The 22974-nt window shown below is 57.9% G+C and carries 19 protein-coding genes and 2 pseudogenes; 8 read left to right on the plus strand and 13 right to left on the minus strand.

Translation table 11 applies throughout. The features are described from left to right. Window positions 1-233 precede the first annotated feature (233 nt). On the minus strand, window positions 234-1400 hold the full coding sequence (locus EOD15_RS00595; protein ID WP_127309113.1) for a M20 aminoacylase family protein: 1167 nt from the start codon (window positions 1398-1400) through the stop codon (window positions 234-236). A 1419-nt stretch (window positions 1401-2819) separates the two neighbouring features. After that, window positions 2820-3249 (minus strand): annotated as a pseudogene (locus tag EOD15_RS00605) (transposase); the annotation flags it as partial. A gap of 140 nt (window positions 3250-3389) precedes the next feature. Between EOD15_RS00605 and EOD15_RS36465 the strand changes: the two are divergent. Then, a pseudogene (locus EOD15_RS36465) lies at window positions 3390-3692 on the plus strand (integrase core domain-containing protein); the annotation flags it as partial. Here EOD15_RS36465 and EOD15_RS00615 read toward each other — a convergent pair. Continuing rightward, window positions 3689-5008: a CapA family protein gene (locus EOD15_RS00615; protein ID WP_127309102.1), complete on the minus strand. Its 1320-nt coding sequence runs from the start codon at window positions 5006-5008 to the stop codon at window positions 3689-3691. The pseudogene EOD15_RS36465 and the gene EOD15_RS00615 overlap by 4 nt on opposite strands. A gap of 1491 nt (window positions 5009-6499) precedes the next feature. Here EOD15_RS00615 and EOD15_RS00625 point away from each other — a divergent pair. The 5 genes from EOD15_RS00625 to EOD15_RS00645 are packed head-to-tail and all read left to right on the plus strand — an operon-like array spanning window position 6500 to window position 11995. Next, window positions 6500-8083, plus strand: coding sequence for an ABC transporter substrate-binding protein (locus tag EOD15_RS00625; protein WP_127309104.1), 1584 nt, complete (start codon window positions 6500-6502; stop codon window positions 8081-8083). A 19-nt stretch (window positions 8084-8102) separates the two neighbouring features. Beyond that, a complete protein-coding gene (locus tag EOD15_RS00630) occupies window positions 8103-9041 on the plus strand; it encodes an ABC transporter permease (RefSeq protein WP_127309105.1) in 939 nt (312 codons plus the stop codon). 1 nt (window position 9042) lies between these two features. Then, window positions 9043-9936, plus strand: coding sequence for an ABC transporter permease (locus EOD15_RS00635; protein ID WP_127309106.1), 894 nt, complete (start codon window positions 9043-9045; stop codon window positions 9934-9936). Then, window positions 9933-10952, plus strand: a complete 1020-nt coding sequence (locus EOD15_RS00640; protein ID WP_127309107.1) for an ABC transporter ATP-binding protein — start codon at window positions 9933-9935, stop codon at window positions 10950-10952. Before EOD15_RS00635 ends, EOD15_RS00640 begins: the two co-directional genes overlap by 4 nt. Then, window positions 10949-11995, plus strand: a complete 1047-nt coding sequence (locus tag EOD15_RS00645; protein WP_127309108.1) for an ABC transporter ATP-binding protein — start codon at window positions 10949-10951, stop codon at window positions 11993-11995. Before EOD15_RS00640 ends, EOD15_RS00645 begins: the two co-directional genes overlap by 4 nt. Here the strand turns inward: EOD15_RS00645 and EOD15_RS00650 are convergent. The 9 genes from EOD15_RS00650 to EOD15_RS00690 all read right to left on the minus strand — a co-directional run bounded on the left by EOD15_RS00650 (window position 11992) and on the right by EOD15_RS00690 (window position 21443). Continuing rightward, the gene (locus EOD15_RS00650; RefSeq protein WP_127309109.1) at window positions 11992-12549 is read right to left on the minus strand and encodes a hypothetical protein; all 558 of its coding nucleotides are present in this window, start codon (window positions 12547-12549) and stop codon (window positions 11992-11994) included. The two genes, EOD15_RS00645 and EOD15_RS00650, sit on opposite strands and share 4 nt — an antisense overlap. 279 nt (window positions 12550-12828) lie before the next feature. Further along, window positions 12829-13326 carry an Lrp/AsnC family transcriptional regulator gene (locus EOD15_RS00655; protein ID WP_127309114.1) on the minus strand — a complete coding sequence of 166 codons (498 nt, stop codon included), beginning with the start codon at window positions 13324-13326 and terminating at the stop codon, window positions 12829-12831. 127 nt (window positions 13327-13453) lie between these two features. After that, complete coding sequence (locus EOD15_RS00660) at window positions 13454-14836, minus strand: CapA family protein (protein WP_127309110.1); 1383 nt, start codon at window positions 14834-14836, stop codon at window positions 13454-13456. Between the two features lie 111 nt (window positions 14837-14947). After that, window positions 14948-15964: a dipeptide ABC transporter ATP-binding protein gene (locus EOD15_RS00665; RefSeq protein WP_127309111.1), complete on the minus strand. Its 1017-nt coding sequence runs from the start codon at window positions 15962-15964 to the stop codon at window positions 14948-14950. Continuing rightward, complete coding sequence (locus tag EOD15_RS00670; protein ID WP_127317701.1) at window positions 15961-16968, minus strand: ABC transporter ATP-binding protein; 1008 nt, start codon at window positions 16966-16968, stop codon at window positions 15961-15963. The genes EOD15_RS00665 and EOD15_RS00670 overlap by 4 nt, the downstream gene beginning before the upstream one ends. 1 nt (window position 16969) lies before the next feature. Then, entirely contained in the window at window positions 16970-17851 is an 882-nt protein-coding gene (locus EOD15_RS00675; protein ID WP_127311627.1) for an ABC transporter permease, read from the minus strand. Window position 17852: 1 nt separating this feature from the next. Beyond that, entirely contained in the window at window positions 17853-18794 is a 942-nt protein-coding gene (locus EOD15_RS00680; RefSeq protein ID WP_127311628.1) for an ABC transporter permease, read from the minus strand. After that, a complete protein-coding gene (locus tag EOD15_RS00685; RefSeq protein ID WP_127311629.1) occupies window positions 18794-20401 on the minus strand; it encodes an ABC transporter substrate-binding protein in 1608 nt (535 codons plus the stop codon). Before EOD15_RS00685 ends, EOD15_RS00680 begins: the two co-directional genes overlap by 1 nt. A gap of 889 nt (window positions 20402-21290) precedes the next feature. Further along, the gene (locus tag EOD15_RS00690; protein ID WP_127311630.1) at window positions 21291-21443 is read right to left on the minus strand and encodes an iron chelate uptake ABC transporter family permease subunit; all 153 of its coding nucleotides are present in this window, start codon (window positions 21441-21443) and stop codon (window positions 21291-21293) included. A gap of 344 nt (window positions 21444-21787) precedes the next feature. On the opposite strand from EOD15_RS00690, the gene EOD15_RS36470 reads away from it, so the two are divergent. Both EOD15_RS36470 and EOD15_RS36475 read left to right on the plus strand, forming a co-directional pair. Continuing rightward, window positions 21788-22180 carry an IS630 transposase-related protein gene (locus EOD15_RS36470; RefSeq protein ID WP_127312320.1) on the plus strand — a complete coding sequence of 131 codons (393 nt, stop codon included), beginning with the start codon at window positions 21788-21790 and terminating at the stop codon, window positions 22178-22180. After that, window positions 22164-22739, plus strand: coding sequence for an IS630 family transposase (locus EOD15_RS36475; RefSeq protein WP_164761536.1), 576 nt, complete (start codon window positions 22164-22166; stop codon window positions 22737-22739). Before EOD15_RS36470 ends, EOD15_RS36475 begins: the two co-directional genes overlap by 17 nt. Window positions 22740-22768: 29 nt before the next feature. Here the strand turns inward: EOD15_RS36475 and EOD15_RS35620 are convergent, their stop codons facing one another. After that, window positions 22769-22918, minus strand: a complete 150-nt coding sequence (locus EOD15_RS35620) for a hypothetical protein (protein ID WP_164761537.1) — start codon at window positions 22916-22918, stop codon at window positions 22769-22771. Window positions 22919-22974: the final 56 nt, after the last annotated feature.

Raw genomic sequence — 22974 nt, forward strand, 5'->3', positions numbered from 1 at the left:
AATTTCATGTATGATTAAGAACATACGCTAACCCCCGCGATGCTCGAAGTTCCAGCATCAGCTATGATGATTTGGACATCAACTGATACATCCAGCATGCTGACTGGCTCGTCGGCGACTACCAATTCGGGCTCCATAGCGAGTGGATGAAAACTCTGCGGTTTATGGATATGCTCGTTATTTGTTCTCCCTCATTGTTCCGGCAACTAGACTGGATGGGTTTTGCACAGCCTTCACGCCGCCAGCATCGACGTCTCGACCAGCTTTACCCAGTAGCCGATGCCGTAAGGTATGGCTTCATCGTTGAAGTCAAAGGCAGGGTTATGCACGTCGGCAGTTGAGCCATTCCCAATATAAATGTAAGCTCCGGGCCGCGCCTCCAGCATATACGCGAAATCTTCCGCTCCCATTGTAGGTTTGAGCCGGTCGGTCACTGCATCGTGGCCCACAATGTCGCGCGCGGCCTTAATCGCCAGATTAGTTTCTTCCGGGTGATTGACGGTGACGGGCTCCAGACGGTGGTACTTGAAGTCGATACTGCCGCCAAAGGCGCGCGCAATTCCGTTCGCGGACTCGGAGATCTGTCGTTGGGCAAAATCGCGCAATGTGGGTGAGAGAGCTCTAACAGTCCCAGATATCTGAGCGTGTTCTGGAATGCTGTTATAGCCCTCCCCAGCCCGCAACTGGGTAACGGAGACGACGAGCGACTCGAGCGGGTCCGTGTTGCGCGAAACGACACTTTGCAGCCCAACGATGATCTGCGCTGCAATAACGATGGGATCGATAACCCTTTGGGGATACGCCGCATGGCCGCCGCGGCCCTTCACAAAAATGTCGAACTCGTCAACCGAGGCCAACGCGAGGCCGGGGCAAATCCCGAATTTGCCTATCTCCATTCCTGGCGTGCAGTGCATGCCATAAACCTTTGAGATGCTGAACCGGTCCATGATACCTTCCTGGACCATTCTGTGGCCGCCTATGCCCGCTTCTTCCGCGGGCTGAAAGATCAAGGCAACGGACCCCTTGAAGTTGCGAGTCTTCGCAAGGTATTTGGCGGCGCCCAGCAGCATCGCCGTATGACCATCGTGGCCGCATCCGTGCATCTTGCCGGGTATGGTCGACGACCAGGGCTTGTTCGAGTTTTCAAGTATTGGCAGGGCGTCCATGTCCGCCCTCAACCCAATCGTAGGTCCGTCTCCGCCTTCGCCCTGGATTAGCGCAACAATACCGGTCTCAGCGATCCCCGTCTCGATATGGTTGATACCGAAAGAGGCCAGCTTCTCGGCCACGAACCTAGCCGTGTTGTGTTCCTCATAGCCGAGTTCGGGGTTTTCGTGCAGGTAACGACGCCACTCGGTTACTTCATTCTGCAGTTCCCGGAAGGCCTTAATGCTGCTCATGTGAACCTGTTCTCTGTTGGGATCTTTGTACTGTTTCATTGGCCGATGTTCCTAAAAAGCGACCTGCCAAAGGCGGCGCTCGCGAAGCAAATTTACGCGAACTCCATTCAGGTGAGACTAGCTTGCGCGATTAGGCTTGTATTGACACGTTCGGTCAGTTTCTTGACATATGCCGCCATATCGGCACTGAATTGGGTGAAGACGACCACAGTTTCGCTTAATTCACTTCCGCGAAAGCCGTGGCAAGCGCTCAGGCAACGTCTGCCGAGAACATCTCGCTCGAGCAATGCGCGCCGCCGTCATCTCATTGCCATGCAGCCGCTCGGCGGCAAGCACTTGGGCCTCGATCAGCGCACAAGCGAGCACCAACGTGCAGGCCCGCCTGGTCGGCCAGCGTCGACACCCCAGCTAAGGGCGGGCGGCGAAACCCCGCTCCCCCACTGACTAACTAGGGTCCCCAGAGGTAGTCCGTTCTCCCCTCCCCAGCACTTGGCCTAACAGCCTGGACCCAAGCCTCGTGACTTGCTGCTCCGGACTTGCAGCTGCGAACTTCTTCCGCGGCTACTACGGTCATCATCACGAACAGCTTGCCGCACGTCGTCGTACTGATGATGTCTGTCGCCATCTTTCCTTCGACGGACGTTTCATGGATCCCCCGTTCTGTCGTCGACCATCGTCGCGATTTGACCGCCAAATCACCTTCGCACAGGCCTGCTCGGCTGCGATACTCGTTGGGCGCCGGATCACTGCAAACTTTCGGCCCTTTTTGCAGGAATAGGGACTAGCTCCCGCGCTACGCTCTCCAATGCGGAATCGGCGAACAGCGAAGGCATGACCGAAGTACCTGATGGCTGGAGGCCGCGGGGTGCACGGCCAAGTTGTTTGCAGCACAAACCAATACGGAACTCGTGGCTCGACATGCCCGAAGCGCAAACCCAGGGAAAGATCATCATGGTACCGGAGCTCACTTCACCGGCCGCGGGGTTAAGAGCAACGCTTTGCATACATCCTAGCCAAATAGAGGCTTTGCGCCGCTGAAGCGCAACTCGAGTGTGCAAGACAGGCCTGTCAGGGCGGCTGAAGCTGCTCATCAGAATGGGACTGCGGTAGTCTGTTCAGATGGAAGATGATCGGCGCTCCAGCGTTACGTCGTGCCGAGGATATGCTTAGGGCGCACGGCCGTAAGCCGAAGGGATTGGCGATTGCGGGGCCTCTTTCAATTCCTTGAGGTCACTTTGCGTGGCAGGACTGGTCGAGCACTCAATCTCATAGATAAAAGCGCAAGGCTAAGAGAAAATGAAAAAGACGGCAGGCGCAGATGCGGATTTAAGTTCGCCGCCAGCGACACTTGCGCCCCTCAGAAACCGGACCTTTCGTTCGATTTGGCTAGCCACGCAGGTCTCCAGCCTTGGTTGGCTGGGTCTTCCACAGTTCCTGCGCGTCGTTGATGCCGGCGCGCAGCGGATCATGGTAGACCTGCGTCGCCTGGATCCTGAGCATGTGCAGCATCACCTGGGCATCCTTTGGATCGTTCTTGTCCCAGCTGTTGTGCAACGCTTCTCGTGTTCGGGCCAGCGCAAGCGACACCAGCCGCACCTCAAAACCCGCTTCAGCCAGGCGCCATGCTATCGGCCGGTGATAGTTCCCGGTCGCCTCAAAGGCGCACCACAGGGCGGCCGTACGCCTGCAGCACTTCGATCAGATGGTCGTGCTCAACACGGGTGTTGAGCACCAAAAGGCGACGCCGACGCTTGTGGCCCGGTGCTTCGATCAGAACTTCATTGCGCACCTTGGCAATGTCGATCGCTACCAGCACCGCGGCGGCGGGTGTAGACTCTGAAGGGGTCATGGTCGGTCTCTCCGGAATGGTGTGAACATTCACATTCTAGAGAAACTTTGACTGGCCATGGCCGCCTCGACAGCGGTGCGCGCCTGCAGCGAAAAGCTGCGCGCACCGCTCTCTCGGTCGCCGCGGCTCCTTCATTCCGCAGCGACTACGGCTCGTGCTACCGGTCAAAAGCTTTTCAGGCAGCAAACGCTCAGGTCTACGTCAGATATTCACAAGACCGTACACGCCCAAGGCCAACGGAAAGGCTGAGCGCTTCATCCAGACGAGCTTGCGCGAATGGGCTTAATGCCCGAGCCTACAACACTTCTCATGAACGCACCGCTGAGCTGCCACGCTTTCGTCGCTGCAATTGGCACAGGCCACATGGCAGCTTACAATCAAAACCACCTATCAGCCGTCTCGGCTTGATGATCAGGGACAACCTGTTGAGACTCCACAGCTAGCGCGACCAACCCTGCCCTAAAACCAGATCGCAATAATCTTTCATCTTTATTAGGTCACCACCGGTAACGTTGCCGACCTCGTCAAGACGCTCGTCCAATTTTTCGAGCCGCATCGTCCTCTTGCCTTTGTCTAAGGATATGTTGCGAATAATGGGGATTGGTTGAGCGTTCTTTAAATAAGTTCGCTGTTCACCAGCAATTGTCCTGCCCTTTGAAATATTTAAGTTCAATACAAGGCTTAATATGAGGTGCGGTGCCGTAAACCAGTCCCATGTGAGGCTGCCAAGGGAATAGGCTATAATCGCGGTACGGTGCGGATCCCTCTTGGGGCGATAATACTCAACAGGTTGGATGACGTGCGGATGAGTGCCTAAAATCAGATCAACACCCTCTTCTACCAGGGCGTGAGCGGCTTCGATCTGTCTAAGCAGAGGAAAAAACTCGAATTCCACACCCCAATGGATGGAGGCGATGATAAAATCACAATCCTGTTCTTTACAATCCGCGATCTGAGCTCGCAGCAAATCTAACTCTGTAGGTACATTCCGAGACATGAGTCTAGACACATGAATTCGGAACTCATGCCCTGGAGGCAATGCAAACCCGTTAAGACTGTATGTAGCGGAAACAAAACCGATTTTGATCCCGTTTCTTGTGATGGTCTTGCATTTGCCATACTCGTCTTTCTTCCGTGGCGCGCCAATGGTAAGTATTCCATCGCTTTCTGCGATGTCCTGCGTGCGAGTAAGCACGTCAACCCCAAGGTCATTTGCGTGATTATTTGCCATATTAAGGACGTCGAAACGCGAAGTGTTATGAGACGTCAATGTGCGGTACTGCTCAATTGTGCAGCACATGCGAAACGAAGTTATATCAGGCATTACTTCATTGACTATGTGGGCATCAGCAACCACGGATTCATAGTTTGCAAAAGTCACGTCTTTATCGAAGACGACATCTTTAATTTGCGAGAAAAGCTGATTGTTTGAGGCTTCCAGGCCCGCAGCCTGAATAAGATCGCCACACGCAGCTAGACTGAGGGCGTCCTCTTCAACCCAGCCAGCCGGCAATGATATGTCGCTAGATTTCAACGACGATAAGGCCTCTGAGACCTCTCGCGAGTTTTTCGTGATGGGATGCCTACTGGTGTAAAACCAGTACTCAAGGCCGTTGCCCGTCCCTTCGGACATGCCGTTTGCCCTCTGGTGTAAAGGAAACTCCCACGATCCGTGGACTTCGGCTCTACGGATAGCTTCGAGCGCCTGTTCGTTGGGCTGGAAGACCTCAGTTGGATCAATTGGAAGCCGGATTGTCATGGTGGTCGCTCCGATTTGCGGGTTGTAGTGATCGATCTCAGAGATTGGCAAACACACTCCTGACCGCGTACGCTGACTTCGAAAAGACGATGTCGGCTTGCTCGCGGGTCAGACAGAGCGTCGGGGCAAGACCAAAAATGTCGCCCTGCGGCATGGCGCGGAGTAAGGATCGCGAGGGGCCACGATCCCCGTCCTGCGCCGCTAACACGTCGCCCGGTCGTCTGCGCAAAGCCACAATCGAAAGGGCAAGCATGTTGTCTTATTAGAGCCAGTCATTACGCCAAAACTTCCAATAATTGCTCGGAACGCACGAGCGGCTTCATCGGCGCTCAACACAAAAGACTCTCAAAGGAAGCGATCTGCGCAGGGCGCGCCGCTCGCCAAGCCATTTCATGCGAACTCCGCCCATACTAGATCGCTCAATCAGGATCGCATTGACGCGTTAGGCCATTTTTTTGACATCTGCCGCCATATCAGCACCTTGATGATCCTGAGTTCCCCTGGCGGTTGCCTTGCGTTGTGGGGCAAAGCTCCGTCGCTTTCCAGCTCGCAAGCGCGGCTCGATCGGCCCGCTTCATCCGGGAGAAAACAAGATAGCCGCACAATCTCGGCGCAATGGCGCGGCCCTGAAAAATCATACTGGCAGAAATCAACCTGCTGACGCCAAGCTCGTCGGCCAGATACTAAACCACCTCGTCGGGAGCCTCAGCCGCCGCGGTCGCAAAATATCCATACGCGAACGAAAAACTTCAGTCGAACTGCCAGTCCAAGCCTCGACCCGGCCGGCCTTGCGTAAAAATTCGATGTCGGGAAAAGGGAGGCTCCATTGCTGTCGACGCCTCAAGCGAAACACGCAACTACATCCACTCCGTCTGCGAAGAGTGAATTCTCAAGCGACGCCGCCATACGGGTCATCCGTGCCGCCAACGTTCCACAACTTGACCAAATCGCAGTTCGATCCGATCAGGCCTACCTAGCCGCCGTCAAAATCCGCGAACTTTAAGCGATTGCGTTCGGTAGGCGCGTGGCTCAGGAGACGACGCGGCGCTAGCAGTATCTTTCGACGCGGAAACGCCCATGTGCGTGCTTATCTATGACGCCGCGGTAGTAATCCTAACCCGCCGCCGGCAAACAGCGACTGGCGCAATTGGGATATAACACTACGCGACAAGATCGGCTTCAAACGCTCCGCTTTCGGTCATCCGCAAGCTCGCCCTTACCAGGCATGCGATGCTCCGCTTCGGTGGGCCGATATGGCGGCAAGTGTCAAAAAAGTGGCCGAATATGTCAATGCGATCCCCATTGTGCGATATAGTATCGTTCCCAATGGAACTCGCGTGAAACTGGCTACTGCATTCGTACTCTCAATGCGATTGAGAGCAGTCTGCGCATGGCTAGGAGAGATACGGTGTGGGATGCCGTCTGGCGCTGCTCGCGCGAAAACAGGCCCACTCCATCTGCAAGCTGTTCGGGTAATTAAGGGGAACAACTATGAACTATTATCAAGGTAGTGTTAGCCGCAGAAACTTCCTTAAGACTACTTCAGTGATCGGAGGGGGGATCGTCGCGGCTGGAATGCCCTTGTCCAGCGCGATCTGGGCTGCGGAAGGAAAGGTCCTCACAGCTGCTTCAACCAACGATATTACCAAGATGGATCCCCAATTCTACACTGCCGTCTCTGAAGTGAGCGTGATGGAGTGTCTCTATTCGAAGCTCACGCGATTCAAGCCGGGCTCCGAATGGGGCTGGGAGTTGGAAGCGGCCGAAAAACTGGAGCAGGTCGATCCAACCCATGTCCGCTTTCGCCTAAAAAAAGGGATCAAATTCACTGGCGATTACGGCGAACTTACCGCCAAAGACGTAAAATTTTCCTTTGAGCGGGGGATCAAGCACAATTCGCCGGTCAAAGATAATTGGGGTTCACTCGATCATGTCGAGATTGAAGATGACTATACTGGCGTAATCGTACTCAAGACCCCGTTCATGCCACTCTTTAACATCGCATTCCCCTACGCGGTAGGCCATATCGTATCCGAAGCTGCGGTGATGAAGGCAACCAAGGACGGCGGCGATTTCGGCATGAAGCCGCCAGCGTTCTCGGGGCCGTATGTGCTTGCCGAATATAAGCCAAACCAGCATTTGCTGTTGACCCGCAATCCGGAATGGGCGGGTTCGAAGCCAGGCTTTGACGAAATCCGCGTGGTCCTGATCGGCGACACCAAGACGGCAGAACGCGCCTATCAGGCAGGCGACATTGACTTCACTGGTATCACTCTGGATTCCCTCGCAAAGTTCAAGAGCAATCCGCCGGCCGACACCAAGATTGAGGGACATCCCTCACTGAACTACCACTGGATTGGCATGAATGTGGATCATCCAAAACTGAAGGACATCAACGTCCGCAAGGCGATCCAGTGGGCGATCAATGTGCCGCAGATCCTGGAAGCCGCATTTGCGGGACAGGCGGAGGTCGCAACAGGGACAATTCCTCCTGGCCTTCTAGGGCATCGTGAGAAAGCGCTTGTCCCGCCGGAAGGCGATCTCGAGAAGGCCAAGGAGTTCCTAGAAACGGCTGGTGTGAGCGATCTGAACCTGACCATCGATTGCCTGAACGAGAGCCTTTTTTTGACTATAGCCCAGACTGTGCAAGCTCAATTGTCGCAGATCGGCATCACGGTCGAGATCAATGCTCAGGATGCCGGCTCGTTCTGGACGCTCGGCATGGAATCCGAAGGCGATCGCTGGAAGGACATGCAGCTCACTGTCATGTGGTTCAGCAATTTGCCAGACCCCTTCTATGCGACAGGATCCTTCCTACAAAGCCGAGTGGGGATCTGGAACTGGGAGCGCTTCCGCAGCGAACGCTTTGACGAACTCAGCGCCAAGGGAGTCACTATTAGCGATCCGAACGAGCGGGCGAAGATCTACCAAGAGATGCAGGATCTCATGGAAGAATCCGGTGCCTACCGGTTCCTTACTCATGGGGGCAATCCGGTCATGTATCGCACCACGCATACGCAGGCCGTAACCCGTCCTGACGGTTACCCGCTGTACGTAGATTTCAAGGCAGTTTAGCTCTAGGCACCGTAAGAATATGTGGCTGTATTTTGCCAAACGTACCATCCTCGCGGTCGCAATTATTGCGGTCGCGGTGACGCTATTGTTCCTGATGATCATGGCAGTACCCGGCGATCCTGCCGTGGTTATGCTCGGCCCGCGAGCGACGCCCGAGATGAAGGCGCTGCTGCACCAGCAGATGGGACTAGACAAGCCGCTCGTTGTGCAGATTGTCACGTTCTTCGGCGGGCTGCTCCATGGCAATCTCGGCTTTGACGTGTTCAGTCAGAGACCTGTTGCAGACATTGTCTTCGAGCAACTGCCTTTTACATTAGAACTGATTTTGATCTCCATCTTATGGGCGGTCGTGATAGCCGTGCCGCTCGGCTGTTACTCCGCGGTGCGGCGTAACTCGTTGGTGGACCAGGTGGCCGGCGTCGTGACGGTGGCCACGATCGCAATCCCCTCCTTCGTCATGGCGGTCTATGCGCTGCTGATTTTTGCCGTGACCCTACGCTGGTTGCCAGCGATCGGAGCCGGCAATGGCCTCTGGGATGGACTTATCCATCTCATCCTCCCAGCTTTCGCCATAGGGATTGGTTGGGTCGGTTACATATCCCGACTGGTACGGGCATCCATGCTTGAGGTTCTGGGCGAAAACCACATACGCATGGCTAGCTCCTTCGGGATCTCGGAATGGCGCATCGTTGCGCGCTACGCGCTGCCGCTCGCGATCCTGCCGACCGTGACCATACTCGGGGTAGGCATCGCTTGGCTGCTTTCGTCCGCGGTCTTTATCGAAGTGGTCTTTGCGAGACCTGGCATCGGCGCGTTGATCGTGAATGCGGTCAATACGCGCAACTATCCGATTGTGATGGGCGTCGTGCTCGTCACCACGTTCCTTATCGTTGCCGCTACGACGCTCTCCGATGTGGTCAACGCATTACTCGATCCGCGAACTCGGGAAAAGCTCTGACATGATGAGCGTTGAAGCCATCCGTCCGGAAGCCAACGATGCCACGGCTGTCGGCGCCTTTCGCACCTTTTGGGGGCAATTTCGCAAGAACCGTCTGGGCATGCTCGGAGCAGTGCTTGTCGTGCTCATAGCAGCAATTGCGATCTTCGCTCCGCTGATTGTCACGCATGATCCGATCCGGATCATGGTCGGACCGCGTCTGGCCGCACCTTCACTGGATTTTCTGCTGGGCACGGACCAACTGGGCCGCGACACGTTTTCTCGCACTATCCTGGGCAGCCGCATTCCCCTCTTCGTGGCTTTCGCCTCTCTCGGCAGTTCACTGGCAGTCGGGCTAGTCCTTGGCTTGATCGCGGGCTTCGGTCCGCGCTGGCTTGACAATTTGCTTCTGCTGTTCTTCGATACGATCCGCTCCTTCCCAAGTATCATTTTCGCGCTGGCCCTGATCGCACTTCTGGGACCAAGCCTGGCGAGTGTCATTCTCGTCATTGCAATAACGTCCATGCCCATTTACGCGCGTGTCGTGCGTACGCAGACAGAAGGGCTGCGTAACAGTGAGTATATCGCCGCAGAGCGTAGCATGGGGGCTGGCACAACACGTATCCTGGCCGTGCACATATTGCCAAATGTCCTCGGCCCGCTTGTCATTCTGGTGAGCATGGACGTGCCCGCCGTGATTGCCGTGGAGGCGGGTCTCAGCTTCCTCGGCATGGGCGTGCGACCGCCGACCCCTGATTGGGGAGCTATCCTCAACGATGGCTACAGCTACATCGATCAGACGCCCTGGCTTGTATTTGCAGGCGGCGTTCCGATCGTCCTCGCAACGCTTGGCTTCACATTCCTGGGCGAGGCGCTACGCGAAATCTTCGATCCCAAGCTGCGGAAAGACCTATGAGACACGACGATTCGATACCGCCGCTCTCATTCAGTCGCCCGCTTCTTGAGGTCCGTGACCTGAGTCTCGATTTTGGTACGCCGCGTGGGCGCATCCAGGCCCTGCGTAAGGTTTCTATCGACGTTCCGGCCGCACAAGTGGTTGGCATTGTCGGCGAGAGTGGATCTGGAAAATCGACGCTCGCATACACGGTAATGGGCCTCCTTTCTGAAAATGCAGATGTGACCGCCGGCAGTATCCTGTTTGAAGGTAAAGACCTGCTCAAAATGCCCGCTCAGGCGCGTAGGAACTTGCTCGGCGATCGTCTCTCCATGATCTTTCAGGATCCGATGACCGCACTCAATCCGGTGCGGACCATCGAGAGCCAGATGATCGATATTCAGCACCACGAACAAGGAAGCCGCAGCGAAAAGCGCGCTCGTGCGCTCGATATGCTTCACCGGGTCGGAATTCCCGATCCCCAAAGCCGTATCGGCGCCTACCCGCATCACTTCTCTGGCGGCATGCGCCAGCGCGTTTGCATCGCCATGGCGCTTCTAGTGAAACCGGCGCTCCTCGTGGCCGACGAGCCAACCACCGCGCTTGATGCGACCTTGGAAGTGCAGATCATTCATTTGCTCAAGGATCTGCAGAAAGAGATCGGCTGCTCGATTCTGTTCGTCTCCCACCACCTCGGAGCGGTGGCTGAGTTGTGTGACCGGGTCGCCGTCATGTATGCGGGCGAAGTGGTGGAGCAGGGCGCCGTTCGGGACATCTTCCACAATCCTGCTCACCCCTACACGCGCGCGCTACTTGAGTGCGATCCCGGGCGGATCAAGAAAAGCACGCGCACTTTGCCGACCATTCCGGGCGAGGTGCCGGGTCTCCTGGGCACCAAGGTAGGGTGTATCTTTCGGACACGTTGCCGGCAAGCGTTCGATCGCTGTGGGCAAGAGAACCCGGTCGAGTACCGCATCGGCGTAGACCAAGTCGCCCGATGCCATCTCCTCGACAAAGAACTGTTGGTTTCGGTATGAGCGCGCTGCTCCGGGTTGAGGACCTGCTGGTACGTTTCCGCACTATGGGTCCGCTTAAGGCGCTCGCAACCGGGACGAGAGCCCCTTTCATTGACGCGGTATGTGGTGTGTCCTTTGAAATCCGCAAGGGCGAGACACTGGCCCTTGTCGGTGAAAGTGGCTCAGGCAAATCCACCATCGCGCGTACGATAATCGGCTTGCAGCGGGCTGTGAGCGGCAGCATCAGCTTCGACGGACAGGAAATTGAGGAGCTCACCGGGGCCGAACGCAAGCCTTATTTGCGGCGCATGGCGATGATGTTCCAGGATCCCGTCGGCTCGCTCTCGCCGAGGCTGACGGTGCGATCGCTTCTCACAGAGCCCTTTCGCATCCATGGGCTAAAGGATCGCGATGCCGAAGGCGAAGCGGAGCGACTGCTTCGAATGGTCGGCTTGTCGGCGGAATTTGCTCGTCGCTACCCCCATCAGCTTTCCGGTGGTCAGGCCAGGCGCGTTGGTATCGCGCGTGCTCTTGCGCTAAGTCCGGACTTGCTTATTGCCGATGAGCCGACCGCAGGCCTCGATGTTTCGGTGCAGGGCGAGGTGCTTAATCTTCTCGCGCGGCTTCAAAACGAACTCGGCATGGCGATCTTGATCATCACACACAATCTTAACGTTGTGCGCCACATGACCGATCGGATGGCGATCATGTATCTCGGCCGCTTTATTGAGGTAGGCTCGACCGAGCGTATTTTCGATCAACCGCGCCACCCCTATACAGAGGCGCTGCTTGCGGCCAATCCCGAGCCTGACCCAGATGCGGTGCTCAACAGGATCGAGCTCAAGGGTGAGGTGCCGAGCCTGATGAGGCGGCCATCCGGTTGCGAGTTCCACACCCGCTGCCGTTACGCGCAGGATATCTGCAGCCGCATTTTCCCCGAACCTTCAACCAGCCCGGATGACCCGGAGCACAGCTTCAGATGCCATTTCCCGATCCAGCGTGAAGTCATCTCTGGCTTCGGGCGGCCACACCATACCTCATTCGGAACAAGTGATGGTGACTAAGGAAGGTCTCGGCTCAGGACCCATTGATCAGAGCCACAAGTGACGGTGGCCTGCGATGCAGATCCCGCGACGAAGGTGTGGGCGCATGTGTCGGAGCGGGTGGCGATGCGCCGGCAGTCCTTTAGCTTGGCGAACAGGTCGCGACCTTGTGGCGTTGATGATAAAAGCGTTGTCGTAGGGTTGCGAGCCGGGACAAGCCGTTTCGCTCCGAGATCCGCGCGCATCCGAAGCGCCCGCACGGAAGCGCTCGAAGACCTGGCGGTGGAATTTTCGGCACACGGTCTTTCGGCGCGCGACATTGAGGGTGAGCGGTGCCGGAGATCGATCGAGGCATGTACTTGCAGCCGAAGGCGGGATCGCAATGTCGCGCTGCTTCGTGTTTCCCTCCCGTCGTCCGTGGCCTTGGTGACTTCACAGTTCAGCGCGTCCCGGTCCTTCTGGCGCAGCTTGGCTGGCTTCTTCTGCCGCTGGTGCGGCACCTTTCCTGTCTTGATTTGGGCCTTTTCAGTATCGCTACTGCGCTGCTTCGCCGCCGCCACGATCGTGGCATCCACGATCTGGCGACCCCTCGCCAGATTGCCGGCCTGCCGAGGTGCTTGTCGAACCGGGCAACCGGTCCTCCACCGCCCGGCCCTGCGTGTGGTACTCCCTAAACAACCAGATCGTTTTGGCGTCGGGAACCTTTGTCGCCGAGCCCCAGCCCGAGAACCGCAAGAAGCAAAGCCGGTCCTGAATCCTCAATCTGAAACTGGGCTTGATCGTCCGAGAGGCTGAAGCGATGGCTGACTACCGCGGCGCCATGGAAATGGGCAACCTGTCGCCTTGGACGACAATCACTTCCCCGGTGTTTGCGCTAGGTGCTGAGTCACCTCGAGAGGCACGGCGAAGCTGGCCTTGACGCGATCCATAACTACCATGGTCTTGAATCCCTTGATGTCATGGTTTTCGTAAAAGAAGCGACGCGTGAACTCTTCATAGTCCTCCATGTCCTTGGCGGTTACGATAAGAATGAAGTCCGCATCCCCCGTAACATAGAAGCCAATCATTACCTCATGTGTGTTGCGAATTGCCGCTTTGAATCGATCGACGATGTCCGCCCTTTCCCTTTCGAGGGATACCAGGACGATCATGGTGATATGGCGGCCCACTGCCTTGGGTGAGACAATGGCAACATCCGCTTCTATCACCCTTTCAGCGCGTAGCCGTTTCAAGCGCCGTTGGCATGCCGTTGGGGACAGATTCACGATTTCAGCTAATTCTTCTGACGTAAGCCGGTTGTTCTTCTGGACAGCTCCAAGAAGTGCGACATCTATACGATCCAACTCGGTCATTCCGCGATCCTGCGCAATCCAGCAAACGGTCGCCGGAAGCTTTGCATTGACATCAAGTATAGCTCCGCCATTTAAGAGGGCTTTCTTCGGGAGCGCGGTTCTTTTATTGATCCGCGTCATCCGCAGCCTAGCTGGACCGAAGTCTGATCACACCAATATTGTTTTCGACGGCAATTTCGGTACCGAAAGGGTTCGAAAGCTCCTGGAGACGCTCTAGAATTCTGTTTGCTTGCTGGCCGAGCGCGAGTCGAGGGATGCCCCGGTTGGCAAACCTCTTCGAGTGACCAAGTTCAATTGGATAGATGCGCAATTCGGTAAGTTGATTGTGCTCAAATCGGCTGACTGCGATAATGCTTTCGTAGAAGACCGGGTCCGCGAATCCCGGGTCTGTCTTATAACCTCTCGCCATCTCATCGACTGTCACCTCGGCATCAGTGTCGCTCCGCGGATCCTTGCCATGAGCGGTGAACATGTCGGCGCCTACGGGCGTCCGCAAGTCGTCCATGATGAAGTTCCCAACGCTGTAGAGAATCGGCCTGCCCTTGTAGATCTCAATGCCTCTAAGCTGGTGCGGTCCATGCACGATATACGCATCGGCCCCGGCATCGATCATTTTGTGCGCAAAGGATTGTTCGTAGTCGGGCAACTGCTGGCTCCAATTCCCGGGCTCATGCCCATGGTTGGTGACGATGCAGAAGTCAGCAAACTGCTTGCCTCGGCGAACGTTTCGTAGGATGTCCGCGACATCGCTCTCATCGGGTTCGTAGCTGAAACCGACCTGGTCGCCCGCCTTGTACCTCGCTCCAGCGAGTGCGAGGCCGTTTGGATCGTTACGGCCGGGCCTGTAATTGGGCAGCGCATCGCGGACTTGCCTCAAGTTCTCGAGCATCGCCCGAGGGACTACTATGCTTTCTTCCAGACGAAGGGCAGAGAGGCCGGGTCTGCCCGGCGCCTCGCCGGCAGGATCGCACGCGCGAGACATAGGAGTAAACGTCGTGGCAAATGAAATGAGCGCCACCCGAGCGCGTGGAGTCTCCAGGAACCGGGCGGCGCCGGCTTGTGCAAGATTTTCGCCAACACCTGCGTAAACGATTCCGTTCTGATCCAGTGCTCGGCACGTCTCCCGCATGCCTTCAACACCCCAGTCGAGGGTATGGTTGTTGGCGTAGCTGACCAGGTTGAAGCCCATGGCCTTCAGATCAGGCCCGAGTTCTGGCAGGCTGACGTGATATGCGCCCCCGTACTCGGCCTGCGGACTTCCGTTGAACGATCGGATGTCAAAGATGTTGGTTTCCATATTGCCGAACGTGACATCGGCATCTCGAAGGATCTTTACGATGTCGTCAAAGCCGGGATGCTGACCCTTCGTCAGTGGCCGGGTCACGATCAGATCGCCCACCGCGACCATCGTGAAACCGTCCGCAACATTCGTTGCAATTGAACCGGTCGGATCATAGCTCCCGGTCTGCTGGGCGAGAGAAGAACCCTTCTCGTGTCGATCTTTTTCCATAAGCTTCGCTTTAATTGTTTTCTTGCTGCACTTGGCGTGATGTTCACGTCAGCACCGCACTCGAGATCTTCGATCGGGTGAGAGGGGCTGGGGCTATGCCACAGCGATGAGCTAAGGAGGATTGGCCGCCGCAGCCGGTTGGGCCGGGATGTCGGTGGCCGGAGCGCGAACATGACAGGCGACGACCCGTCCGTCTGCCATTGGGACCAAAGGCGGCACTTCGATGCGGCAACGCTCGATCGCGAGCGGGCAACGCGGATGAAACGCGCACCCGCTCGGCGGGTTGATCGGACTTGGCACCTCGCCCTCGACGGGCGACTCCAGCCGAACCCGCGTCGGATCCGGAACCGGAGCTGCCGCGATCAGCGCCTCGGTGTAGGGATGGACCGGTTTCGCGAAGAGCGCCTCGCTCGGGGCGAGCTCCACGATCCGCCCCAAATACATGACCGCAACGCGATGTGCGATATGCTCCACGACGCCGAGGTCATGCGAAATGAAGACGAAGGCGATGCCCATCTGCTGCTGGAGATCCAGAAGCAGATTCAGGATCTGCGCCTGCACGGAGACGTCGAGGGCTGACACCGCTTCGTCTGCGATGATGAGAGAGGGGTTGAGCGACAGGGCGCGGGCAATACCGAGCCGCTGGCGCTGACCGCCCGACAATTCGGACGGCAGCCTGTGCATCATTTCGGGCGACATTCCGACTTTTCGCAGAAGGTCCGTGGCGAGTGCCTGGCGCTGCTTGCGGCTAAGACGTTCAAAATTCTCGACGGGTTCGGTGATAATTTGCCCGGCCGTGAGGCGGGGATTCAGGGACGAGTAAGGATCCTGAAACACCATCTGCATCCGACGGCGCCACGCGTGAAGCGCGTCCTTCTTGAGGCCCGCAATGTCGGTCCCGTCGATCAGTACGCGGCCACCCGTCGGCTCGACGAGCCGCATCAGGAGCCGCGCGACGGTGGACTTGCCGCAGCCGGACTCGCCGACGATGCAAAGCGTCCCGCCCGCCTCAACGGTGAAGGATACATCCTCCACCGCTCGGATCACCGGAATGCTTTTCTTGAAGAGGCCCGAGCCAAGCGGATAGTGCTTGGTCAGCTTCTCGACTTTTAGCAGAGGTCCGTTCATGCGCCCATCACCTCTTCGGCGCGCCAGCAAGCTGCGGCGTGGCTCAACCCGACATCACGCATGGCGGGCGTCTTGTCGCGGCAAATGTCGATAGCGAACGGGCAGCGAGGAGCAAAGCTGCAGCCCACAATGGGCTCGCGTAGGCTTGGCACAATGCCGGGAATTTCTGGAAGGCGGCGCTGACGGCCACGCCGCGGATCAGGCACCGACCGCATCAGCCCCTGGGTGTAAGGATGCGCGGGACGCGCAAACAAATCTATCACGTTCGCTTGTTCTACGATCCGACCAGCATACATCACGATCACGCGTTGGCATGTCTCTGCGACAACGCCCAGGTCATGCGTGATGAAAATGACGGCCGTTCCCGTGCGCTCTTTCAGCTCGACGATGAGCCGCAGGATCTGCGCCTGGATAGTAACGTCGAGCGCAGTGGTCGGCTCGTCGGCGATCAACAGTTCCGGCGAGCAGGCAAGAGCCATGGCGATCATGGCGCGCTGGCGCATGCCGCCTGACATTTCGTGAGGATAGTTGTTGACGCGACGCTCGGGATCCGCGATCCGCACGAGACGCAGCATCTCTTCGGCTTTCTTCATGGCCGCCGGGCGGGAAGCCTTGGTGTGGATCTGCACCGCCTCGGCGATCTGGTGGCCGACCGTGTAGACCGGGTTCAGGCTCGTCATCGGCTCCTGAAAGATCATGGCGATCCGGTCGCCGCGGGTCTTTCGCATCTCCCGATCGGACAGCTGAAGCAGGTCGCGTCCCTGGAAACGGACCTCGCCGCCGACGGTCCTGGCGGTCTGCTTCGGCAGCAGGCGAAGGATCGACAGGGCGGTGACGCTCTTCCCGCATCCGGATTCGCCAACGACGCCGAGCGTCTCGCCTTTCTTGACCTGGAAGCTGATGCCGCCCAGGGCACGAGTGACGCTTTCTTCGCCAAAGAAATGCGTTTCGAGGTTTCGCACGTCGAGCAGCAAGTCGTTCCCTAACCTTTGATGCATCTGCATGTCAGCGCCTCTGCTTGGCGCGGGGATCGAACAGGTCGCGCAGGCCGTCCCCGAGCAGGTTGACGGCAAGGACGGTGACGGCAAGACAGATACCGGGGGCGAAGATCGTCAATGGGGCGATGGCGAGATACAGGCGCGAACTGGCGATCATGTTGCCCCAGCTCGGAATCTCGGGCGGCACGCCCACGCCGAGGAAGCTCAGCCCCGCCTCCGTCAGGATCGCGCTGGCGCAGACGGTAGCGCCCTGGAGCATTAGCGCCGGAATGGTGCTCGGCAGGATATGTCGCCACAGCACTTTCGGCAGGCGCGCCCCGCCGCAGAGCGCGGCCTCCACATAGGGACGCTCGCGAACACCCAGAACCACAGAACGAACCAGCCGCGCGACGGCTGGCGTCTCAGGGATGGCGATGGCGACGATGAGGATGCCGATCCCCGGTCCTATCAGAGAAATGAGCGCAATCGCCAGCAGAATCGTCGGGATCGACATCAGGCCGTCCATGACCCGCATGACGACATTGTCGAAGCTGCGGCTGTAACCTGCGATGACACCGATCAGGAGCCCGACCACGGCCGCGCTCGCTGCCGACAGCAGCCCGACCAGGAGGGAGATGCGGGCACCGAAGATCGTTCGCGCAAACACATCCCGGCCCAGATTGTCGCTCCCAAACCACATTTCGGCGGAAGGCGGCTGAAGGCGTTTGAACGGATCCATGTTCCCCGGATCGCCAGCGTAAAGTGGGGCAGCCAGCGCCAGGATGATCAGAAGCCCCAGCAGGCCGCCGCCTATCAAGACCAACGGATGGCGTCTTGCCAGACGCGGAAGGTCAGACAGGCGAAGTCGCCCCGCCGGAACATATTCAACTGGTGCCGACAAATTCGTCATTTCAGTACCGGATGCGCGGATCGATCAGGGTGTACGCCAGATCGACCGTGAGGTTGATCAGTACGTACAAACCCGAAGTCAGGATGAGCACGCTCTGAATGATCGGATAGTCACGGTTGTTGATTGCATCGACGACCAGACGGCCAATGCCGGGTATGTTGAACACGGTTTCCGTGAGGACGACGCCGCCGATCAGATAGGCGAAGCTGATGCCGATGACGGTCAGGATCGGGACCCCGGCATTCTTCAGAGCATGATGAAAAAGCATGGCATAGGACGAAGCGCCCTTGGCCGCGGCTGTTCGCATATAGTCTTCTGACAGAACTTCGACCATGCTTGCCCGGGTAACTCGGGCGATGAATGCAATGTAGCCAAGACTTAACGCCACGGTGGGCAGGACCAGATGCACGAACCATCGGCCCAGATCAACCTCGATCGGCACGTATCCCTGTACCGGCAGCCAGCGGGTCCTGATAGCGAAGAAGTAGATGAGGAAAAAGCCGATCACAAAGACGGGGATGGAATACCCAAAAGCTGAAAAGGCCGTGAGGAGCCGATCGACCGGACGCCCGGTTCGCCACGCTGCAAGGATACCGAAGGAGACCCCCACCGTCACCGAAAGGATCATTGTTAGGATCGACAACGAAATGGTTGGTTCCAGCCGCTGCGCGACGAGTTCAAGGACCGGCCACCCACTGAAAATCGATGTCCCGAAGTCTCCCTGGAGAATGCTGAACGCCCAGCGCATAAACTGAACGGACAGCGGCGCGTTGAGCCCCAACTGTTCGCGGATAGCGGCGACTGCTTCGGGTGGAGCATTCCTACCGGCGATCATGGCCGCCGGATCGCCGGGCGCCAGCCTGAGAAGCAGGAACACAAAAACTCCGACCATCGCCATGACGGCGATGGCCGAAACTATCCTGCGAAGGATGTAATTACCCATCAGGCTGAGGTCTTCTGCATATTCCACATCGGCACGATTTGAGGCATGCCAATAACGCCAGTCAGCGTCTTGCGTCGCGTGATTGGCGAGACATATTTTCCCAACCTCACATCGCCGACGAAGTCCCACCATAATTTTTGCATCTTGCGGGCCACTGCCTTGCGCTCTTCAAGCGATTCGACATCCGCCCACTTGACCCGCAGCGCCTCATATTCGTCGTTCGTCGGCCAGCCGTACCAAGCCTTGTCACCATTCGCGAGGAGGAATGGTGAGGCGAGCGGATTGCCGAGCGAATAGTCAGGTTCCGACGTAATGAACACGCTCCAGCCGCCGTTCTCGACAGGGTCTTTGCTTGCCCGGCGCGTGGAAAGCTCACCCCAGGTCATTGACGCGAGCTCGGCATTGACTCCAATCTTCCGCAGCGAGGCCGCCAAAAGCTGCGAGGCATTGTCGCCCTCGCGCCAGTCCGTCGCAGTCAGAATGACTACCTTCTCGCCGGCGTATCCGGCCTCCGCGAGGAGCTGCTTAGCCTTTTCGGGATCGCCATCCTCCTTGTACCATCCTGTGTTCTCGTCGTTGGAAACCGGCGTAGTGTCTCCAAAGATCGAAGTGACCGTTTTGAAGTATTTTGGGTTGCCGAAGGCGGCGCGCAACATCGCCTTCTGATCGATTAGGTGGAGCACCGCCTGGCGCACCTTGACGTTGTTGAACGGCGGCTGCAGGAAATTCATTCGCAGGACCATGTCCCACCCTCCCTTGTCCAGAACCTGGAGTTCAAGGTTGGGATCGCTTTCGATCACTGGGTAAAGATCGGCGGGCGGGTCCTGCAGGTAATCAATCTCACCAGCTTGCAAGGCCGCGAGAGCGGTCTGCTGATCGGCGACATTCTCCCAAATGACTCGATCGACGTTGACGATCTTCCCGCCGGCCAATCCATCGGATGGCTCTTTGCGCGGCACGTATTTGTCGTTACGGTCGTAGGTGAAGCTCGCACCCGGCTTGGCGAGGGCTTCATTGAACCTGAACGGCCCCGAGCCGATATTTGTGGTCACCTGTTCGGTTGCGGGGCGATTGGCGTCCTTTTCGCGCATTATGAACAGGCACGGAGGAGTCAGGTCCGCTAGGATATCGATCAGCACCCCAAGCGGATCCTTGAGCGAGATCGTGAACGTCTTGTCGTCTTTCGTCGAAATGTCGCTGGCCCTGGCCAGGATAATTTGCCCGCCGGGATGAACCTGTCCCCAGCGGCGGATCGAAGCCACACAGTCCGCCGCGGTGACCGGAGTGCCGTCATGCCAGCCCAGACCGTCCCGGAGCTCGAATGTATAGGTCTTCTTGTCGTTGGAAACGCCCCACTTCCCCACCATTTGCGCCCGCGGCATCAACTTGGAGTCGAGCGTGAACAGGGTATCGTAAATCGCCGCGCCGTGATCAGCGGTAATGTTAGTTGCCGTCCAGATCGGATCGAACACGCGGAGATCACCCTTCACCATCCGAACGGTCTGCCCCGCAGTCGGTGTCGTCTGCGCCCGCAGAACCGACGGGATCGACACAGCCAAGCCGGCGGCAATGCCGGCCTTAAAGAGGTGGCGCCGGGAGATCGTCATTTTTTATTCCCCTTTTGATTTTGTGCATTGTAATTTCGTCATGCGCCCGATGGCCCTTGTGCCAAGCGCTATTAGTTAGAGAGTACAGCCAGTAGGTACTTCCCTTGTGCTTCAATTCGCTGACGCCACCTTGGCGGGCCACCAACTCGCACATGTCCGCGCTACCCAGTGCCACGATCAATCAAAAGCTGCCGTACGTGCAGAACTTCACACAGGGAGAGTTGGCGCATCCCTGCCGATCAGCAGTTGCACTATTCGCTCCGCTCACCCAGATTTCACGAGATCAGGTACCATTTTGCCGCTCTCATCGGCTCCATTGGGTGAGAATAGCTCGCGCTAGCAGAATCACGTTGACACGTTCGGCCATTTTTTTGACATCTGCCGCCATATCAATACTTGATGCTAGGTCCCTGACCTGCTAGTTGGTCGACACTGCATCATGGTGACGTGGGCGGCCATGGGGCTTTGACCCATGTTCGCAGGTCGCTATCAGCCAACTGCGTTATAGAACCACGGTCGCCAGTTTCGTAGAGATGCCGTCGTAAATGACGATTGCCACGTCGGGATATCCGGCCATCATAGTCGACCTCTCCCTATTGCCAACGTCGGGTCACCAAGCGCGTCCATTTCGAAGCCGACATCGCACAGCAGCGACGGGTCGCCAGGGGAGGCAAAATGCAGACCTGTGGCGCGGAGGCTTAGCCGTGAACGCCGGCTGCGTGCGAGCGCGAACGCGAACAACGGCTCGGCGATCAGCCAGGTGGGATGCCGAGTTGAATCTCTATCGTGTCAGGCAGGGCGCGCGAGATTGCCAATGCCGAGCAGCAAACCGCCGCCGATCAGCGCCGACACGGGCAGCACTGCGGAGACAACCATGTGCACGGCTAGTCTAGAAATCAGTGGCCCACGCAGCCAACGATGCCGTAACGCTGACGCGCGCAGCAGTCATCAACATCGCGGCCACGATCAGCAGCAGGCGCACGCGGGATACGTCGCCGCCCATGGCGCGTGCCTTGTCCTCGCCGGCAGCCAGTATGTTCACCTGCTACGTAGCGTAGAGCAAAAGCCCTGCCCCGGCGATCCGGGAGGAGCGCCGCCGTGCCCATGCGATGCAGGCCGCCAAGCAACCAGAAAGTGACGGTGGGCAGCTGGGTTCCTCGTTTCCCAGTCAATTAGCAATCGGCCCACTTTTCCTCGTCCGGCCCTTCTGAGGGCGGCGCCGGACCGTCACGGTCGACGGGGCTTTCATGATCTGAAGAAGCGGCGGGGGCTCTATCCTAGGCCGTACGCCGGATGCGCTCAACCCTAAAGCGTGTCGCGATTTAAGGGATTCAGGATTCCCCTTGATTTGAGTTCGTGATTCATTGCGGTTGAAGGGAGACCGTGATGGGCAAGCCGCTACCACTTGAGTTGCGTCGGCGTGTTGTTGCGTATGTCGATGAGGGACATGGTCACCGCGAGGCTGCGCGCCATTTCCGCGTTTCGCCTCGCTTTGTGAACAATCTGATCAACCTGCGCCGGCAGACTGGTTCGCTCGAAGCGCGCCGGCAGGGCCATGTGGGCGGCGGGAAGCTTGAGCGGCATGCCGAGTTTGTCCGCTTGCGATTGGCCGAGACCGGCGAACTGACGCTGGATGAGCTTTGCGTCGAGTTGGAGGTGCGTGGTGTAAGCGTGCACCGCTCCAATGTCGGTCGCCTGCTCAATCGCCTTGGGCTCAGTCATAAAAAAAACTCTACTGGCCAGCGAGCAGCGGCGGGCCGACGTGCGCCAGGCACGTGAGCTGTGGACCGGGCGGCGAAAGCGCTTCTTCAACAAGGCTTTGGCGCGGCTGATCTTCATCGATGAGACGTCGACCAACACCAAACTGACCAAACGCACCGGCTGGGCGCCGAAGGGCGAGCGCTTCAGGACACATGCGCCCTTCGGCAAATGGCAGACGCAGACCTTCATCGCCGGGCTACGATGCCACGGTCTTGTCGCGCCGTGGATCGTCAACGCGCCGATGAATGGCACCATCTTCGAGCACTATGTCGAAACGCAGCTCGCTCCCGAACTGTCGCCCGGCGATATCGTCATTCTCGACAATGTCGGCTTCCACAAGAACGAGCGCGCCGCACAACTGGTTCGCCAAAGGGGCGCCTGGCTCCTGTTCCTGCCGCCATACTCACCCGATCTCAATCCGATCGAGATGGCCTACTCAAAACTCAAGGCGCTGTTGCGAAAGAAGGCGGCCAGAACCTTCGACGCACTCTGCCAGGCTCTCGGCGATATCTGCCACCTGTTCGAGCCAGCTGAATGCAGAAACTTCTTCAAGGCTGCCGGATATGAGGCTAATTAATCGCGACACGCTTTAGCCCAACTAAAAGACTAGCGGCGCCGCGCTGCCGCGCGTCTGCGGAGCCAACTGCGGGCGATCACCATCGCTAGGACGGCAAGCACGGCCGCGATATAGAGTATCTCGGTCGTGCCGTCGCCCCCGTCAGGAGCCACGCCGAATATTCGCTCGATAAAATTCATCTCTGTCTTCTCCTTGGCATGAAGGCTCACTCAGCTATATGTGTTTCCTCGCGGGC

Source organism: Mesorhizobium sp. M7A.T.Ca.US.000.02.2.1, assembly GCF_003996995.1.
GTDB lineage: Bacteria > Pseudomonadota > Alphaproteobacteria > Rhizobiales > Rhizobiaceae > Mesorhizobium.

Bases quoted from the DNA above. Each gene is read 5' to 3' on its own strand.
- EOD15_RS00595 (WP_127309113.1), bottom strand. From the start codon at position 1,400: ATGAGCAGCATTAAGGCCTTCCGGGAACTGCAGAATGAAGTAACCGAG.
- EOD15_RS00615 (WP_127309102.1), bottom strand. From the start codon at position 5,008: ATGACAATCCGGCTTCCAATTGATCCAACTGAGGTCTTCCAGCCCAAC.
- EOD15_RS00625 (WP_127309104.1), top strand. From the start codon at position 6,500: ATGAACTATTATCAAGGTAGTGTTAGCCGCAGAAACTTCCTTAAGACT.
- EOD15_RS00630 (WP_127309105.1), top strand. From the start codon at position 8,103: ATGTGGCTGTATTTTGCCAAACGTACCATCCTCGCGGTCGCAATTATT.
- EOD15_RS00635 (WP_127309106.1), top strand. From the start codon at position 9,043: ATGATGAGCGTTGAAGCCATCCGTCCGGAAGCCAACGATGCCACGGCT.
- EOD15_RS00640 (WP_127309107.1), top strand. From the start codon at position 9,933: ATGAGACACGACGATTCGATACCGCCGCTCTCATTCAGTCGCCCGCTT.
- EOD15_RS00645 (WP_127309108.1), top strand. From the start codon at position 10,949: ATGAGCGCGCTGCTCCGGGTTGAGGACCTGCTGGTACGTTTCCGCACT.
- EOD15_RS00655 (WP_127309114.1), bottom strand. From the start codon at position 13,326: ATGACCGAGTTGGATCGTATAGATGTCGCACTTCTTGGAGCTGTCCAG.
- EOD15_RS00660 (WP_127309110.1), bottom strand. From the start codon at position 14,836: ATGGAAAAAGATCGACACGAGAAGGGTTCTTCTCTCGCCCAGCAGACC.
- EOD15_RS00665 (WP_127309111.1), bottom strand. From the start codon at position 15,964: ATGAACGGACCTCTGCTAAAAGTCGAGAAGCTGACCAAGCACTATCCG.
- EOD15_RS00670 (WP_127317701.1), bottom strand. From the start codon at position 16,968: ATGCAGATGCATCAAAGGTTAGGGAACGACTTGCTGCTCGACGTGCGA.
- EOD15_RS00675 (WP_127311627.1), bottom strand. From the start codon at position 17,851: ATGACGAATTTGTCGGCACCAGTTGAATATGTTCCGGCGGGGCGACTT.
- EOD15_RS00680 (WP_127311628.1), bottom strand. From the start codon at position 18,794: ATGGGTAATTACATCCTTCGCAGGATAGTTTCGGCCATCGCCGTCATG.
- EOD15_RS00685 (WP_127311629.1), bottom strand. From the start codon at position 20,401: ATGACGATCTCCCGGCGCCACCTCTTTAAGGCCGGCATTGCCGCCGGC.
- EOD15_RS36470 (WP_127312320.1), top strand. From the start codon at position 21,788: ATGGGCAAGCCGCTACCACTTGAGTTGCGTCGGCGTGTTGTTGCGTAT.
- EOD15_RS35620 (WP_164761537.1), bottom strand. From the start codon at position 22,918: ATGAATTTTATCGAGCGAATATTCGGCGTGGCTCCTGACGGGGGCGAC.